The following is a 15,221-nucleotide window of genomic DNA, read 5'->3' as shown; positions in this document are numbered from 1 at the left end:
TCTGGGGAATTGAACATGTACAAGGATATAGTCACATCGTTCCGGCCCGCTCTGGTCATGACGATCCTCTTCGCCATTCTGCTGGGGCTGGCCTATCCGCTTGCCCTGACCGGTATCGGCCAGATCCTGTTTCCGTCGCAAGCCAATGGCAGCCTGATCGTGCAGGACGGACGGATCGTCGGATCGCGGCTGATCGGACAGGCGTTCACCGCCGACCGCTATTTCCATCCGCGCCCTTCCGCAGCGGGCAAGGGCTATGACGGCCTCGCCTCGTCGGGCTCCAACCTCGGCCCCACGTCGCAGGCGCTGGCCGACCGGGTGGGGGGCGACGTCAGAACATTACAGAAAACGGCACCAGATTCCCCCGTTCCGTCCGATCTGGTGACGGCCTCCGCCTCAGGTCTCGATCCCCCCATCACGCCTGAGGCGGCTTTTTATCAGGTGGAGCGTGTCGCGGCCGCGCGGCGCATCCCCGGCGCCATGGTGCGCGGGCTGGTCGAACAGTCCATAGAGCGGCCTCTGCTGGGAGTGTTGGGGGAGCCGCGCGTCAATGTGCTGGAAATCAATCGACGCCTCGACCGGATCGGCGCTACCAAGCCTTGATGAGCGATCCTACCCGTCGAGACCCGGAGGCCTTCCTGCGCGAAGCGGCGCAGGAAGGCCGTGGCCGTCTCAAGATATTCCTCGGCGCTGCGCCGGGAGTCGGCAAGACCTATGAGATGCTGACCGACGGGATGCAGCGGCTCAGGGCCGGGGTCGATGTGGTGGTCGGCGTGGTCTAGGCGCATGGCCGCAAGGAGACAGAGGCGCTGCTGGTCGGGCATGAGGTTATCGCCCGGCGCACCGTGGACCATGCGGGCCACCGGCTGGGCGAGATGGACATTGACGCCATATTGGAGCGTCGGCCGCAACTGGCGCTGGTCGATGAACTGGCCCACACCAATGCGGCGGGCAGCCGCCACCCCAAACGCTATCAGGATGTGGAGGAGCTGCTCGACGCCGGCATCAACGTCTATTCGACCGTCAATATCCAGCATTTGGAGAGCCTGAACGATGTCGTCGCCTCCTTCACGCGCATCCGCGTGCGGGAGACGGTGCCCGATTCCATATTGGAAATGGCGGACATAGAGGTCGTCGATATTCCGCCCGACGAACTGATCGAGCGGCTGAAGGACGGCAAGGTCTATATCCCGCAGGAGGCGACCCGCGCGCTGGGCCATTTCTTCTCCAAATCGAACCTCACCGCCCTGCGGGAGATGGCGCTGCGCCGCGCCGCGCAGGCGGTGGACGCGCAGATGCTCGATTATGTGCGCGCCCATGCGCTGGCGGGCAGTTTCGCGGCGGGCGAGCGCATCCTCGTCGCGATCAGCGAGGTGCCGGGCGCGCAGGGGCTGGTCCGCGCCGCCAAGCGCCTGGCCGATGCGCTGAAGGCGCCATGGTCCGCCGTCCATATCGAAACCCAGCGAAGCCTCGCCTTTACGCATGAAGAGCGGGAGCAACTGGCCGACACCATGGCGCTGGCCTCCCGGCTCGGCGCGATGACCGCCACCATTCCCGCCCCCTCCGTCGTGGAGGGACTGCGCCATTATGTCGCGGACGTGCGGGCGACGCAGATCGTGATCGGCAAGTCGGCCCGATCCTGGTGGTTCGAACTGCGCCATGGATCGGTGGTCGATCAGCTTGTCCGGGAAATCGGTGACGTGGCCGTCCATGTCCTGCCCGGTGAGGATGTCGCGCGCAGGCCGAAGCGGGTGGGCAGGGCGCTCGGCCAGAACTGGGGCAGGCCGATCGACTATGTCTGGTCGGCGTTGATGATCCTGGTCATGACCGCGCTGGGGCGGTTGCTGGTCGAGACGATCGACTTGGGCAATATCGCGCTGCTCTACCTCATCCCGGTGATGTTCGCGGCGGCCACGTTCGGTATGCGGGCGGGCCTGTTTTCCGGGCTGTTGTCCAGCCTCGCCTATAATTTCTTCTTTCTGCCACCGACGGGCACGCTGACCGTCGCCAATCCCGAAAATGTCATCAGCGTCCTCATCCTGCTGGGGGTGGCGGTCGTGACCAGCCAATTCGCGGCGCGGGTCCGCGCGCAGGCCGATCTCGCCCAGTCCAGCGCGCGCCAGAATGCGGCGCTCGCGGGCTTCTCGCGCCAGCTCACCGCATCGGCCAGTCAGGAGGAGCTGATGCAGGCCATCTGTGCGGAGGTGTCGCGCCTGCTGTCCGTCCGCACCGTCCTGCTCCTGCCCTCCCGCGACGGGCCGCAACTGCGCGCCGCCGTGCCGCCGGAGGACAGGCTGGAGCATATCGAGAAGGCGGCCGCACAATGGGCCATGGATTATGAACAGCCCGCCGGGCGCGGCTCCTCCACGCTCACCGCCTCCGACTGGCTGTTCCATCCGCTGCGCACCACGCGCGGAGTGCTGGGCGTTCTGGGGCTGGCGCGGGAGGATGCGGGCCTGCCCCTGCGTTCGGACCAGATACCCCTGCTGATGAGCCTGCTCGATCAGGCGTCCATTGCCTTCGACCGCATGGCGCTGGAGGAGGAGATGCTGGACGCGCGGCAGGTGCATGAGCGGGACCGGCTGCGTTCCGCGCTGCTCTCGTCGGTCAGCCATGACCTGCGCACGCCGCTCACCACGATCCTCTCCGCCATTCATGAACTGAAGCGCGATCAGCCGTCCGAACTGCTCGACACGGTGGAGGTGGAGGCGCAACGCCTCAACCGCTTCGTCGCCAACCTCCTCGACATGGCGCGGGTGGATGCCGGGGCGCTGCCGCTCCTGGTCGAGCCGACCGACCTGTTCGATGCGGTCGCGGGGGCGGCGCATGACACGCGGCAGTCGCTGGCCGGGCATGAGGTAAAGGTCGACATATCGCCGGACATACCGCTGGTCCGCGTCGATCCCACCCTGCTGCATCACTGCCTCATCAACCTGCTCGACAATGCGGGGCGCTATGCCGATCCGGGCACGCCCGTCATCGTCCGGGGCCGGCGCACGCCGGACGCCATCCTGCTGTCGGTGCTGGACGAGGGGCCGGGCATCCCGGCGGGATCGGAGATGCGCGTCTTCGACACCTTCACCCGTCTGGAGGGATCGGACAGGGCGAAGCATGGAACCGGCCTCGGCCTCGCCATCGTCAAGGGGTTTGCGGAGGCGATGGGCCTGACCGTCTCCGCCGCCAACAGGGGGGAGCCGGTCGGCGCCTGCTTCACCATCACCATACCCCAATCGCTCATCCTTTCCGACTTGCCGCGTGAGGACATCCTATGAAAGTGCGCCACAAGGTTCTGATCGTCGACGACGAGCCGCATATCCGCAAGCTGATCCACGTGGCGCTGGCCCGCGCCGACTATGCCATCATCGAGGCGGAAAACGGGCGGGAGGCGCTCGTAAAGCTCCGGGAGGAGCGGCCCGACATCAGCCTGCTCGACCTCGGCCTGCCGGATCGCGACGGGCTGGAGCTGGTGCCGCTGTTCAAGCAGCAGTCCGACACCACGCTCATCATCGTGTCGGCGCGGGATACGACGGACCAGAAGGTGGCCGCGCTGGATCTGGGCGCGGATGATTATCTGACCAAGCCGTTCGACACGGACGAACTGCTGGCGCGGGTGCGCGTGGCGCTGCGCAACCGCATGACGAAGGACGGCGGCGTCTCCATGGTGCGCGCCGGGGATGTGGAGATCGACCTGATCGCCCGAACGGTGTCGAAGGCTGGCCGCGAGGTGCATCTGACGCCCAAGGAATATGGGGTGCTGGCGCAACTCGCCAAATTCCCCGGTCGGGTCATCACCCATGCCCAGATCATGGGGCATGTCTGGCCCCATGAGTGGGAGCATCATGTCGAATATCTGCGGGTGCTGGTCCGCACTCTGCGCCAGAAGCTGGAAACCGATCCCCAGCGGCCGCGGATCATTGGCAACGAATTGGGTATCGGATACCGGCTGCGCTTCAATGTCGAGGGGGAGACGGACGAGTTCGCCGCCGGCGGCGGCTGACGGCGCGCGCCGCCCGTCGTCACCTGTCCCTATCGCCCGCGCCCTTGCCCCGGCGCCTGTGGACTGCGGATCAGGCGTTGCGCATGATGGCCTTCGGGCGGCATTTCTTCAAATTCCTATGCAATTCCAACGGGAAATCGCCTTTCCCAATCTCGAGTTCCTATCCCTGACTGCGTATGTGAGGCACCTGCTTCGATGAGGTGTCGTCATGAGCCGGTGGCATGAAAAGCCCGCTGCAAAAATCGGACTGCGGATCGCCGGGCTGGCTATGCTGGGGTCGGCATGGATGGAGTCCGGGCTGCTCCACCGGCTGGTCATGGCGAACCGGGCAGTGGATGCGACCCTCCCCCAGTTGCTGCTGGCCGCCCTGCTGTTTGTCAGTATCAGTGGAGGGTTGGCGCTGGCGCTGGTCGGTGCGGGCCTGTGGAAAACGGTCAGGGTTTCGGATCGCTGGGCGCAATGCAGGCCGCTCCCTCACCCGACCCGATGAGGGCCGCGCCTTCAGCTTACCGATCCGGCGTCGGCCATGCTCCGAAGCACATAGTCGCGCCGTCGCTGCGCCTCGAACCGGGCGAGGTCGGGGTCGCGCCGCAGGATCGCATAGATGATCGCATGCCGCTCCTGCTTCCAGCGTGCAGCCCCCTCGGTCCCGTCATAGATGGGAAATCCGGTGCGGGTGGTGTAATGTTCCATCGACATCCGGGCCATCATCTCCATCAGCGGCCGGTCGACCATCCTGAAGATGATGTTGTGCATCTCCTGCACGAAGGCGGCCCGTTGCTCCGGCCTGTCGCAGGCGTCGATCTGCTCCGCATGTTCCCGCAACCGGGCGCGCAGCCCTTCGTCGCTCGCCTGCGCCGCCGCGGCCATCAGGTCGCAGTCGAGAAGGGTCATGATCTCGATCGCCTCACGCTCATGCGACCGGGCGACGTCGAGGAAGCCGGCGACGGCGCGGCCCACCGCCATCGCATCGGGACGCGCGGCGAAAAAGCCGCCGCCATTACCCCGGCGCACTTTGAGGAACCCCTCATGCTCCAGCAGCCGTGCGGCCTGGCGGACGGTCGCCACCCCGACGTTCATCGCCTTTGCGATGTCGGGAAGGGAGCCGAGTGGCGCGCCGGGTTCATGGGTGAGGATGATGTCCTTCATCCGTGCCGCCGCCAGCGCGACCAGACCGTCCTTCGATGCCTTTCCGGCCATGCCACTTTCCTTTCGCTCCGATCAATTTTCTTAATATAGCTATATTTGAGGCATTTCACAGTCAAAATCGCCTGATTTACGAATTGATTTCTCCATAAAATATACTCTATGAAGCCATCCATCGTGGCAGAAAGCGAAGCGCGCGCTCAGCGCCGAACGGTCACGGGCGGAGGAAACGACTATGGCGATTGGGTTCATCGGGCTGGGCAGCATGGGCGCCCCCATCGCGCGTCGGCTGGCGCGGTCCGGCTTCGACGTGATCGGCTGCGACATTTCCGGGGAGATGCTGGCGGCGTTCGACGAGGCCGGAACACGCCGGGAGAGCGACCCGATCGCGACCGCCCGACAATCCGACATGCTTGGCATTTGCGTCCGCACCGACGAGCAGTTGGAGCGCCTCGCCGGGGATGGCCGACTGTTCGAGGCGCTGGGCGACGGCGGCACCGTCATCCTCCATTCCACCGTCTCCCCGGCGCTGGCGCAGGATCTGGCGGCGCGGGCAAAGGGCTATGGCGTCGGCTTCGTGGATGTCGGCGTGTCCGGCGGCGGGCCTGCCGCGATCGAGGGCAAGCTGTCGCTGTTCGTGGGCGCCGAGGACGACGATCTCGACCGCGCGCGTCCCTGGCTGGAGGCGATCAGCCACAAGCTGTCGCATCTCGGCCCCGTCGGTCGCGGGCAGGAGGGTAAGCTGCTCAACAACCTCATCTCCATCGCCAATTATGGCATGTCGGCGGCGATCATCGACGTTGGCGTGGACCTGGGCTTCGACCGGCAGCCGCTTGTCGACGCCTTCATGGCCGGCTCCGCGCAAAGCTATGCGCTGGGTGTCGGGCCGCGCATGGTGCAGCCCCGCACGGGAACGGGGGCGACGGGCAGCTTCTCCGGGCTGCACGACCTGTTGCAGAAGGATGTCGATCATTGCCGCCACCTGCCCGTTCAGGAGACGCTGGCCCTGTCCGGCCTGATCGCGTCCTGCGACCTGATGCTGGCCCGCATCCGCCGCGCCGCCACGGAGGCGGAGGGCGGCGCGACGCCGGTCGATCCGCACAAAACCGTGGATGGCTATTTCGACGCCGTGCGGCGCAAGGATATTGACGCGCTGATGGCTCTTTATGCCGAGGACGCCCGCTTCACCCTGCCCAACGGCAAGAGCTTCAACGGCAAGGAGGATATTCGCGCGGTCCACCTCAGCGTCTTTGCGGCGGGCTCGCCCTTTCCCAATCCTGGCGCGCGCTTTGCCGGGGCGGAGGGCATTGCGGTGGAGATCGTCGCCCAGCTTCCCGACGGGAGCGAGCGGCATACCACCAACCATTATCGGTTCGACGACGCCGGGCGTATCCGGTCGCTGGGAGTCTATGCCCGCGGATAGGCAGGTTACGGCCTGAACGGGGCAGGGCGGCCAGTCCTGCCCCGTTCGGTCCGCGTCATAAGTCGGGTCACATCGCCAGCCGCCAGCCGCATGTGTCGAACAGGTCTGCGTCATGGACAGGCTATTGCAGCGGAGTGATGGGCCTAACATTTTGAAAAGACGATGCTTGATGGGGCCTGCCGTGCTCCATGACGAAACATCCGCCTGCCTCCCGGACATAAGGCACCACCTCCACGGCACGATCGGCACGACGCTCCGCCGCTCAAAAATCTTGCGATCCCGCGCCGCAGCCCCGATGGAGGGGGACAGGTCCGCCCGCCACAGGGGTTTTCGATGATTGATCCCCGGTCGCTCAAAGTCTTTCTCGCCGTCTGCCGCGCCGGCACGATCAGCGGCGGCGCGCGCTTGCTCAATATCTCCCAGCCGTCCGTCTCCAACGCCATCGCCCAGTTGGAGGGCACGCTGGCCACCAGCCTCTTCGAACGATCGCGCACCGGCATCGTCCTGACGCCGGAGGGGCAGGTGCTGCTGCGCCGGGCGGAGGCCATCGACAGCCTGCTGCGCGATGCGGAGGAGGAGATGCGCCTCGCCAGCACCGGCGTGGTCGGCCCGTTGCGCGTCGGCGGCACCCCTGGCGCGCTGGTCAGCCTGTTGCCCGCAGCCGTTCGTGTGCTGGAGGAGAAGGTGGGCCGCTTCACCCTCCACGCGGTCGAGCGTCCCGATCATGACCTCACCGCGATGCTGCATCAGGGGGAGATCGAACTGGCCTTCGTCACCACCGGCATAGAACAGCCGCCGGAGGGGATTGAGGAGATGACGTTCTCGCGCGATCCTTTCGCCCTGATCGTCGGTCGCCGCAACGACCATCTGCCCAATGAAATTTCGCTCCGCGACATGATGACCATGCGCTGGGTCTTGCCGGAGGCGCGCGGCGCCTTCCGCCGCCAGATCGACGCCCTGTTCATGTCCGCCGACGTTTCCGTGCCGCAGGACGCGATCCGTTGCGACTCCCTGCTGACCACAAAGGCCATCGTGCGGGGCAGCGGTCGCGTCACCATCCTGCCGATGCAGGTCGCCTCCGCCGAACTGTCCATTGGCGTGCTGCGCGCCATCGCCATCAAGGAGGCCGGTTTCCAGCGCAGCATCGGCATCCGCAGGCTGGTCGGCGCACGCCAGTCCCGGCTGGGCGAGGCGCTGATCGATATCCTCAAGCATAGCCCCAGCCTATGACGTTGCCAAAAATGATTATTTTTCTTGGGTCCGAAACGAGCGCATAAGCTGACGCACAAACTACAGCCTTTGGGAGAGGCGCGTGCGAAAGCTGATCCATAACATCGCGATATTCGACGGCACCGGCGCCGCCCCTGTCGCGGGCGCGGTGCTCGTCGAGGGCAGCCGGATCGCTGCCGTGCTGCATGACGAGTTCGCCATCGCGGCCATCGCCGCCGACGAGCGGATCGACGGACAGGGCGGCACGCTGATGCCCGGCATGGTCGACGCCCACACCCATCTCACCTGGGGTTCGTCGGTCGAGAAAATCTATCATCAGTTCATCCTCCCGCCGGAGGAGCTGAAGGTCGCCGCCTGGCGCAACGCGCGGGTGCTTCTCGACCATGGCTTCACCAGCCTCTATTCGGCGGGCGCGCTCGGCGACGGTATCGAGACGGATCTCGCCCGTGCGCTGGCCGCGGGCGAAACGCCCGGCCCACGCCTCATCCCTTCCACGCTGGAACGCAGCCCGGAGGGAGAGGAGGGTGTCGAGACGGGAGACGTCTTCAACGGTCGCGGCCCGGAGGCCATGCGCGCCTTCATCGCCTATTGCGCCGCTGAAGGCGTCAAGTCAGTCAAGCTGGTCATCTCCGGTGAGGATGCGCTGAAGCCCGGATCGGCGCAGGACATCCTGTACACCGATGCGGAGATGCAGGCGGCGGGCGAGGCGGCAAAGGATGCGGGCCTGTGGATCGCCGCCCATGCCTACACGCCCCGCGCTATCGACCTCGCGCTCGAAGCGGGCGTCCGCATCCTCTATCATTGTTCCTTCGCGGACGCGGCCGCCATTGACGCCATGGTCGCGCAGCGGGACCGGATTTTCTACGCCCCCGGCCCCGGCGTCTCCATCGCCGCGCTGGAGGCCACGCCGCCGCCCCATATCGACATGGGCGCGATGAAGGCGAGCGCGGCGCAGCGCATGGAGCTGGAGGGGAAACTGGTGCCGGAACTGCGGCGGCGCGGCGTGCGCGTGCTGATCGGTGGCGACTATGGCTTTCCCTTCAACCCCCATGGCCGAAACGCCCGCGATCTGGAGCATTTCGTCACCCATTTCGGCTTCACTCCGGCGGAGGCGCTCAGCGCCGCGACCATGCTGGGCGGGCAGTTGATGGGGCAGGGCGATGAACTGGGGCTGGTGCGCGAAGGTTATATCGCCGACCTGCTGCTGATCGACGGTGATCCCACGCGGGACGTCACGATCCTCCAGAACCCCGACACTATCACCATGATTATGCAAGGCGGGCGGATGCACAAGGCGCCGACACCGCAATCCGTGGCCGCCTGACCGGAAAGACGTGCTCATGTTCGACGTTGCGATCATCGGCTGCGGGCCGGTGGGGGCCTTTGCGGCCAATCTTCTGGGAAAGTCCGGCCTCTCGGTCCTGGTGGTCGAGCAGGAGGCGCGGCCCTATCCCCTGCCGCGCGCGGTGCATCTGGACCATGAGATGATGCGCCTGTTCCAGTCGGCGGGTGTCATCGACCGGGTCGCCGGGGACATGCGCGATACGGAGGGGCATCTGCACGTCGGCGCGGACCATGGCGTCATCCGCTACATGGGCACGGTCGGCCGCGCCCGCCCGTTCAGCTGGTCCAACGATTATTTCTTCTACCAGCCGGAACTGGAGGCGCATCTGCGCGACGCCCTCGGCGTCTATCCCCATGTCGAACTGCGCCTCGGCACCGCCTTTGCGGGCCTGACGCAGGATGGGGAGGGCGTGACCCTCCACCTGTCCGGAGTGGCCGGGACCGATACCGTCCGCGCCCGCCATGTCATCGCCTGCGACGGTGCGCGCAGCGCGGTGCGCAAGGCGCTGGACATCGCGCTGGACGACCTGGATTTCGAGGAACCCTGGCTGGTGGTCGATGCGGAGGTGGACGGCCCCGTCCGCTTCCCCGACCTGTCCGGCGTCCCTGCGGCCGCCAATCTCCAGACCCTGTCCGTCATGGTCTGCGACCCCGCCCGCCCCACGACCGTCGTACCGGGGCGCGGCAATCATCGCCGCTGGGAGTTCATGCTGCTGCCCGGTGAGGACGATCAGGCGATGATGGCCCCCAATGTGGTCGCCACCCTCGTCGCGCCCTATCTGGACGGCGTGCCGCACCGCATCCTGCGCGCCGCCACCTATCGCTTTCACGGCCTGATCGCGCGCCAGTGGCAGCGGGGCCGCGTCTTCCTGGCCGGGGACGCCGCGCACCAGACGCCGCCCTTCTTCGGGCAGGGCATGTGCCACGGCCTGCGCGATGTCGCCAATCTGGCGTGGAAGCTGGAGAGGGTGACGCGGGGCACGGCGCCCGAAGCGCTTCTCGCCACCTATCAGCCGGAACGCGACCCCCATGTCCGCGCCGTCATCTCCTCCGCCGTGGAGGCCGGCCGCTATATCTGCCTGCTCGATCCCGCCGCCGCCGCCGCCCGCGACAGCCGGATGCGGGCGCAGGCGCAGGCCGTGCCGCAGGGCACCGCCGCTGACCTGATCCCCGCCATCGCCACCGGCATCGTCGCGCGGGGCACGGCCGGGGCGGGCGAACGCTTCATCCAGCCGCGCGTCGGTGACCGGCTGCTCGACGATGTGACCGGCGCAGGCTGGCGACTGTTCACCCGCCGTCCGGTGGAGACAGACGCAGACGTCATCACCGTCCCGCTCGACACGTTGGCCGACGACGGCGCGATCGCGGCATGGCTGGATGCACGGGGCGCCGATGCCGTCCTCGTCCGCCCGGATCATTATGTGTTCGGCACCGGGGAGGGGGCGGACCTCATCGCCTGCCGGGACGCCCTGATTGCCGACACCCACCGGGAGGTCGCGGCATGACCCTCCTCCTGTCACACGCCCAAACCATCCTCGACGCGGCGCTCGTCCATGCCCGCGCCCATGAAGCGCAACCGCTCGCTATCGTCATCCTCGATGCCGGCGCGCACCCCGTCGCCTTCGCGCGGGAAGATGGGGCCAGCCTGTTCCGCTTCGACATTGCGCAGGCAAAGGCGACCGGTGCGCTCGGCCTGGGCGCGGACAGCCGGGTCATCGCCGCCCGTGCCGAAAAGAACCCGACTTTTTTCCAGAGCGTCGTCGCCGTCACCGGCGGTCGCATCGCCTTTTCCCCCGGCGGCGTCCTGATCCGCGATGCGGGCGGCGCGGTGATCGGCGCGGTCGGCATCAGCGGAGACACCGGCGATTATGACGAAGCGTGCGCCGTGGCCGGCATCGCCGCCGCCGGTCTTTCCCATGGAGTGAACGCATGAAATTGCGCAGCATCGAACTTGCCCTGCCCAACGCTGCGGAGGCGGCGGCCTTTCTCACCGACATCTGGGGCATGGCCCCCGCCGCGGTGGAGGGGGACATCCATTATCTGCGCGGGTCGGGCAGCTTTCCCTATCTGGTCGCTCTGGAGGAATCGGCGGAACCCTATGTCCGCTCCACCACCTTCACCTGCACCGCGCAGCGTCTGGACCAGCTTCGGCGCAGCGTGACGGCGGCGGGCCTTGTCGCCGCGCCCGTCACATCGACCGATCCCGGCGCCGGCCATGGCATCATCGTCGAACTGGCGGAGGGCGAACTGCTGCGCTTCCTTATGGATGCGGGCGAGGTCGCGCCGATCGCCGGTCCCGACCTGCCGGTCAAGCTGACCCATGTCGTGTTCAACGCCGCCGATGCGGAGGCGACCGGCCATCTGGCGGAGGACGCGCTGGGATTTCGCGTGTCCGACCGGACAAAGGCGATGGTGTTCGTGCGCTGCAACGACAGCCACCACAGCACCGCCTTCGCCCGCGCGGGCTTCGCCAGCCTCAACCATATCGCGTTCGAGATGGCGGACATGGACGCCGTGATGCGCGGCATCGGCCGCCTGCGCGATCAGGGCATGGCCCCTGCATGGGGTCCGGGCCGCCATGGTCCCGGCGCCAATGTCTTCGCCTATTTCATCGCCCCCTTCGGCCCCGTCATCGAATTTTCGACGGCGGTGGAGAAGGTGGCGGAGGATTATCGGGTCGGCGCGCCGGAGGACTGGACCTGGCCGGCCGGCCGCATCGACCAGTGGGGCCTGTCCGACAAGGACAATGCTGCCCTGCGCGAAGCCGAACAGAAATTCCGCCACCGCCGCGACTGGCAGCCCCAGCCGCTCGACGCCCTGACCGAGGATAATCACTGATGCGTTACGTCAGCTTCCGCCGCCCCGACGGCACCCCCAGCTTCGGCCGCCTCGACGGGGCGCGGATCGTGGAACTGGCCAGCCCCGCCGGCCCACAAAGCCTTAAGGCGGCGCTGACCGACGGCAGCCTGGCGACACTGCCGGACGGGGCCGCCTTCGCCGCCGCCGACATCGTGTTGCTGCCCGTCATTCCCGACCCGGCCAAGATCCTGTGCGTCGGCCTCAACTATGCCGATCATGTCAAGGAAACGGGGCGCGAGCAGAAAGAATATCCTGCCATCTTCACCCGTTACGCCGACAGTCTCGTCGCGGATGGCCAGCCGATGGTGAAACCCGCCGTCAGCGATCGGTTCGACTATGAGGGCGAACTGGCCATCGTCATCGGCAAGCCCTGCCACAAGGTTTCGCGGGCCGACGCCCTGTCCCACATCGCGGGCTATGCCGCGTTCAACGACGGGTCGATCCGCGACTGGCAGCGTCACAATATCCAGTTCACGCCGGGCAAGACCTTCGTGGGCACCGGCGGCTTCGGCCCCGCGCTGGTGACGCCGGACGAGATTGCCGATCTGGGCGCCATCCATGTCCAGGCCCGCCTGAACGGCGTGGTGGTGCAGGACCAGCCGATCGCGGACATGATCTGGGATCTGGCCTTCGTCATCGAATATATCTCCGCCTTCACACCATTGGCGCCGGGCGACGTCATCGCCACCGGCACCCCCGGCGGCGTGGGCGATAAGCGAACTCCGCCGCTCTACATGAAGGCGGGGGACAAGGTGGAGGTGGACATCGGCGCCATCGGCACCCTCACCAACCGGATTATCGACGAGCAATAACGAGCCGTAACAACCAGCCGAACCAACAAACCCAGCCATAAGGGGAGGATTATCATGCACAGGTTCCATCATTCGATTGCGATGCTCGCAAGCGTCAGCGCCACGGCGCTCGCCATACCCGCCCAGGCGCAGGAGACAGCCGCGCCGCAACAGGCCGCCGACACGATCAGCAATCAGGACATCGTCGTCACCGCGACGCGGCGGTCGGAACGCCTGCAGGACGTGCCGCTGGCGGTGTCGGCCATCGGGGCGGAGCAGCTTGCCGCCACGGGCTTCAAGGATCTGACCAACATCGCCTACACTTTCTCCGGTGTGCAGTTCGGCACCACGCCCAATGACGCGGGCTTCCGCGTCCGCGGCGTCGGCACGCTGGGCGGCTTCAGCAGCGCTTCCGAAGCGCCCGTCGGCCTCGTGGTGGACAATGTCGTCGTCGGCTTCGGCAGCCCGGTGAACAGCCTGGGCGATCTGGAGCGGATCGAAGTGCTGAAGGGACCGCAGGGCACCCAGTTCGGCAAGAACGCCTCCTCCGGCGTTATCAACATCACCACGCAAAAGCCCAAACTGGGCGAGCTCCACGGCAATATCTTCGGCTCCTACGCCTCGCTGAACGAGCGGGACATCCATGGCGCGGTCAACGTCCCGCTGGGCGAGAAGGCCGCGCTCAACATCTATGCCTTCGACCGGGCCTATGACGGCTTCATCCGTAACGTCACCCGCAACGAGGATTGGGGCGGCCAGCATTTCTACGGCACCCGCGCCAAATTGCTGTTCGAGGCCAGCGACAATCTCTCCCTCTATGTGATCGGCGATTATTCGCGCCAGAAGCAGAAGGGACCGGGCCAGACCTGGACCCTCAACAAGCTGTCGGCGGCGCAGACCGCCCCTGGCGGCATCGTGGGCGTCCCCTTCGTCAATCTTGCCGCGCTGGGCGTGACGCCGGGCTTGCACAATGACAAGTCCATCGAGGATGGGGCAGGCTTCTACGACGTTGAAAATTATGGCGTGTCGTTGCAGGCGGACCTGACGCTGGGCGACTATACGCTGTCTTCGATCACCGCGTTCCGCCAGTTCAGGGAGCAGCCCTTCACCTACGCCATCGACGGCCTGCCCTACACCAAATTCTTCGCCAAATCGAAGGGCGAGACGAAGCGTTTCTATTCGCAGGAACTGCGCCTGACCTCGCCGTCGGGCCGTCCGCTGGAATATATCGCGGGCATCTACCTGTCCCGGCAGGAGACGGGGCTGGGCGGTGGCCAGAGCGCCATCCTGCGCCCCGCCGCGCCCTATGCGGTCTTCCCCACCGTCTCCATCACGGCGGGCTATAATGTCACCCGCACCCGGTCGGACAGCGCGGCGCTCTTCTTCGACGGCAAATATCATCTGACCGACACGTTGAGCCTGATCGGCGGCGGTCGTTTGACGCGCGACAGCGTGGAGGCCAGCAACTATTCCTATGTCGACCCGGACCTCGCGCCCTTCGTCGCGCCGTCCCCGGCCAATGGCTTCACGCCATCGGGAACGGCACCCTATACCGCACGCGCGCTGCAAACCGGGCAGGCGAAAAAGACCGACATCTCCGGCCGTGCGGGCCTGGAATATAAGCCCAGCCGCGACCTGCTCTTCTACGCCACCTACGCGCGCGGCTATCTCGGCCCGACCGTCACCTTCTCCGGCCTGACCGGCACGAAAAGCTCGGTCGCGCCGCAGACCGTGAACGACGTGACCGTGGGCGCGAAGATGCAGTTCCTCAACCGCACGCTGACCGTCAACGTCAACGGTTTCTGGGACAAATATAAGGATCTCCAGACCAGCGTGTTCAACGGCCAGGAATTCCTGACCGAAAATGCGGGTGGCGCGGAAGTGAAGGGCTTTGAGGTCGAGATGGTCGCCCGGCCTACAAAGGGCCTCTCGTTCAACGCCTCCTTCACCTATTCCGACGCCAAATTCACCGACTATCTGACGGCCTGCCCCGGCGTGTTCGTGCAGGCGGGAACGGCGAACAGCGTCTGCAATGCCGGGGCGACGGCGGGCCAGCTCTATCAGGCCGCCGGGCAGGTTCTGCCCGGTTCGCCGAAATATAGCGTCGTGGTCGGCGGCAACTGGGAACAGCCGATCACGGAGACGCTGACCTTCGACGCTTCCGCCAACATCTCCCACCGCAGCAAGGCGCAGAATGCGGTGGGCGACCTCAACACGGTGCAGCCGGGCTATGAGGTGGTGAACCTCAACGTCGGGCTGGGCGATGCGGATGGCGCATGGCGGATCGGGGCGTTCGTGCGCAACCTGTTCGACGTCGATTTCAACTCGGCGATCCTCGGCCTGCCCTTCTCGGACGGCGGTTATGTGAACTGGCGCACGCGGGAAGCCGCGCGTACCTTCGGCGTGTCGCTCGAAGGGCGCTTCTGACGCA

12 protein-coding genes and 2 pseudogenes are annotated in these 15,221 nt (G+C 66.4%); 13 read left to right on the top strand and 1 reads right to left on the bottom strand.

The annotated features are described in order from the left end of the window. The first annotated feature begins 15 nt into the window (after window positions 1-15). The 4 genes and pseudogenes from kdpC to LWE61_RS16000 all read left to right on the top strand — a co-directional run bounded on the left by kdpC (window position 16) and on the right by LWE61_RS16000 (window position 4,487). Window positions 16-603 carry a potassium-transporting ATPase subunit KdpC gene (gene kdpC, locus LWE61_RS16015; RefSeq protein ID WP_234151658.1) on the top strand — a complete coding sequence of 196 codons (588 nt, stop codon included), beginning with the start codon at window positions 16-18 and terminating at the stop codon, window positions 601-603. Continuing rightward, window positions 603-3,272 (top strand): annotated as a pseudogene (locus tag LWE61_RS16010) (DUF4118 domain-containing protein). Before kdpC ends, LWE61_RS16010 begins: the two are co-directional and overlap by 1 nt. Continuing rightward, on the top strand, window positions 3,269-3,997 hold the full coding sequence (locus LWE61_RS16005; protein ID WP_234151657.1) for a response regulator: 729 nt from the start codon (window positions 3,269-3,271) through the stop codon (window positions 3,995-3,997). Before LWE61_RS16010 ends, LWE61_RS16005 begins: the two are co-directional and overlap by 4 nt. Window positions 3,998-4,205: 208 nt before the next feature. Continuing rightward, window positions 4,206-4,487 carry a hypothetical protein gene (locus LWE61_RS16000; protein ID WP_234151656.1) on the top strand — a complete coding sequence of 94 codons (282 nt, stop codon included), beginning with the start codon at window positions 4,206-4,208 and terminating at the stop codon, window positions 4,485-4,487. A gap of 11 nt (window positions 4,488-4,498) precedes the next feature. On the opposite strand, the gene LWE61_RS15995 is transcribed toward LWE61_RS16000, so the two are convergent. Beyond that, window positions 4,499-5,197 (bottom strand): FadR/GntR family transcriptional regulator, encoded by a 699-nt coding sequence (locus LWE61_RS15995; protein WP_234151655.1) that lies wholly within the window; start codon window positions 5,195-5,197, stop codon window positions 4,499-4,501. A 163-nt stretch (window positions 5,198-5,360) separates the two neighbouring features. Here LWE61_RS15995 and LWE61_RS20810 point away from each other — a divergent pair. The 9 genes and pseudogenes from LWE61_RS20810 to LWE61_RS15955 all read left to right on the top strand — a co-directional run. Next, window positions 5,361-5,843, top strand: a pseudogene (locus tag LWE61_RS20810) (NAD(P)-dependent oxidoreductase); the annotation flags it as partial. 78 nt (window positions 5,844-5,921) lie between these two features. Beyond that, window positions 5,922-6,566: a YybH family protein gene (locus tag LWE61_RS20805; RefSeq protein WP_326490656.1), complete on the top strand. Its 645-nt coding sequence runs from the start codon at window positions 5,922-5,924 to the stop codon at window positions 6,564-6,566. A 333-nt stretch (window positions 6,567-6,899) separates the two neighbouring features. Further along, window positions 6,900-7,796 carry a LysR family transcriptional regulator gene (locus LWE61_RS15985; RefSeq protein WP_234151653.1) on the top strand — a complete coding sequence of 299 codons (897 nt, stop codon included), beginning with the start codon at window positions 6,900-6,902 and terminating at the stop codon, window positions 7,794-7,796. An 82-nt stretch (window positions 7,797-7,878) separates the two neighbouring features. Continuing rightward, complete coding sequence (locus LWE61_RS15980; protein WP_234151652.1) at window positions 7,879-9,120, top strand: amidohydrolase family protein; 1,242 nt, start codon at window positions 7,879-7,881, stop codon at window positions 9,118-9,120. Window positions 9,121-9,136: 16 nt separating this feature from the next. Beyond that, complete coding sequence (locus LWE61_RS15975; RefSeq protein ID WP_234151651.1) at window positions 9,137-10,645, top strand: bifunctional 3-(3-hydroxy-phenyl)propionate/3-hydroxycinnamic acid hydroxylase; 1,509 nt, start codon at window positions 9,137-9,139, stop codon at window positions 10,643-10,645. Next, entirely contained in the window at window positions 10,642-11,073 is a 432-nt protein-coding gene (locus tag LWE61_RS15970; protein WP_234151650.1) for a GlcG/HbpS family heme-binding protein, read from the top strand. The genes LWE61_RS15975 and LWE61_RS15970 overlap by 4 nt, the downstream gene beginning before the upstream one ends. Then, the gene (locus LWE61_RS15965; RefSeq protein WP_234151649.1) at window positions 11,070-11,978 is read left to right on the top strand and encodes a VOC family protein; all 909 of its coding nucleotides are present in this window, start codon (window positions 11,070-11,072) and stop codon (window positions 11,976-11,978) included. The genes LWE61_RS15970 and LWE61_RS15965 overlap by 4 nt, the downstream gene beginning before the upstream one ends. Further along, window positions 11,978-12,811, top strand: coding sequence for a fumarylacetoacetate hydrolase family protein (locus tag LWE61_RS15960; RefSeq protein ID WP_234151648.1), 834 nt, complete (start codon window positions 11,978-11,980; stop codon window positions 12,809-12,811). The genes LWE61_RS15965 and LWE61_RS15960 overlap by 1 nt, the downstream gene beginning before the upstream one ends. Window positions 12,812-12,865: 54 nt before the next feature. After that, window positions 12,866-15,217, top strand: coding sequence for a TonB-dependent receptor (locus LWE61_RS15955; protein ID WP_234151647.1), 2,352 nt, complete (start codon window positions 12,866-12,868; stop codon window positions 15,215-15,217). Window positions 15,218-15,221: the final 4 nt, after the last annotated feature.

This window comes from Sphingobium sufflavum (genome assembly GCF_021403115.1).
In the GTDB taxonomy this organism is placed as follows: Bacteria; Pseudomonadota; Alphaproteobacteria; order Sphingomonadales; family Sphingomonadaceae; genus Sphingobium; species Sphingobium sufflavum.
Note: the sequence above shows the minus strand (reverse complement) of the source record. Positions and strands in the feature narration are given on the sequence as shown.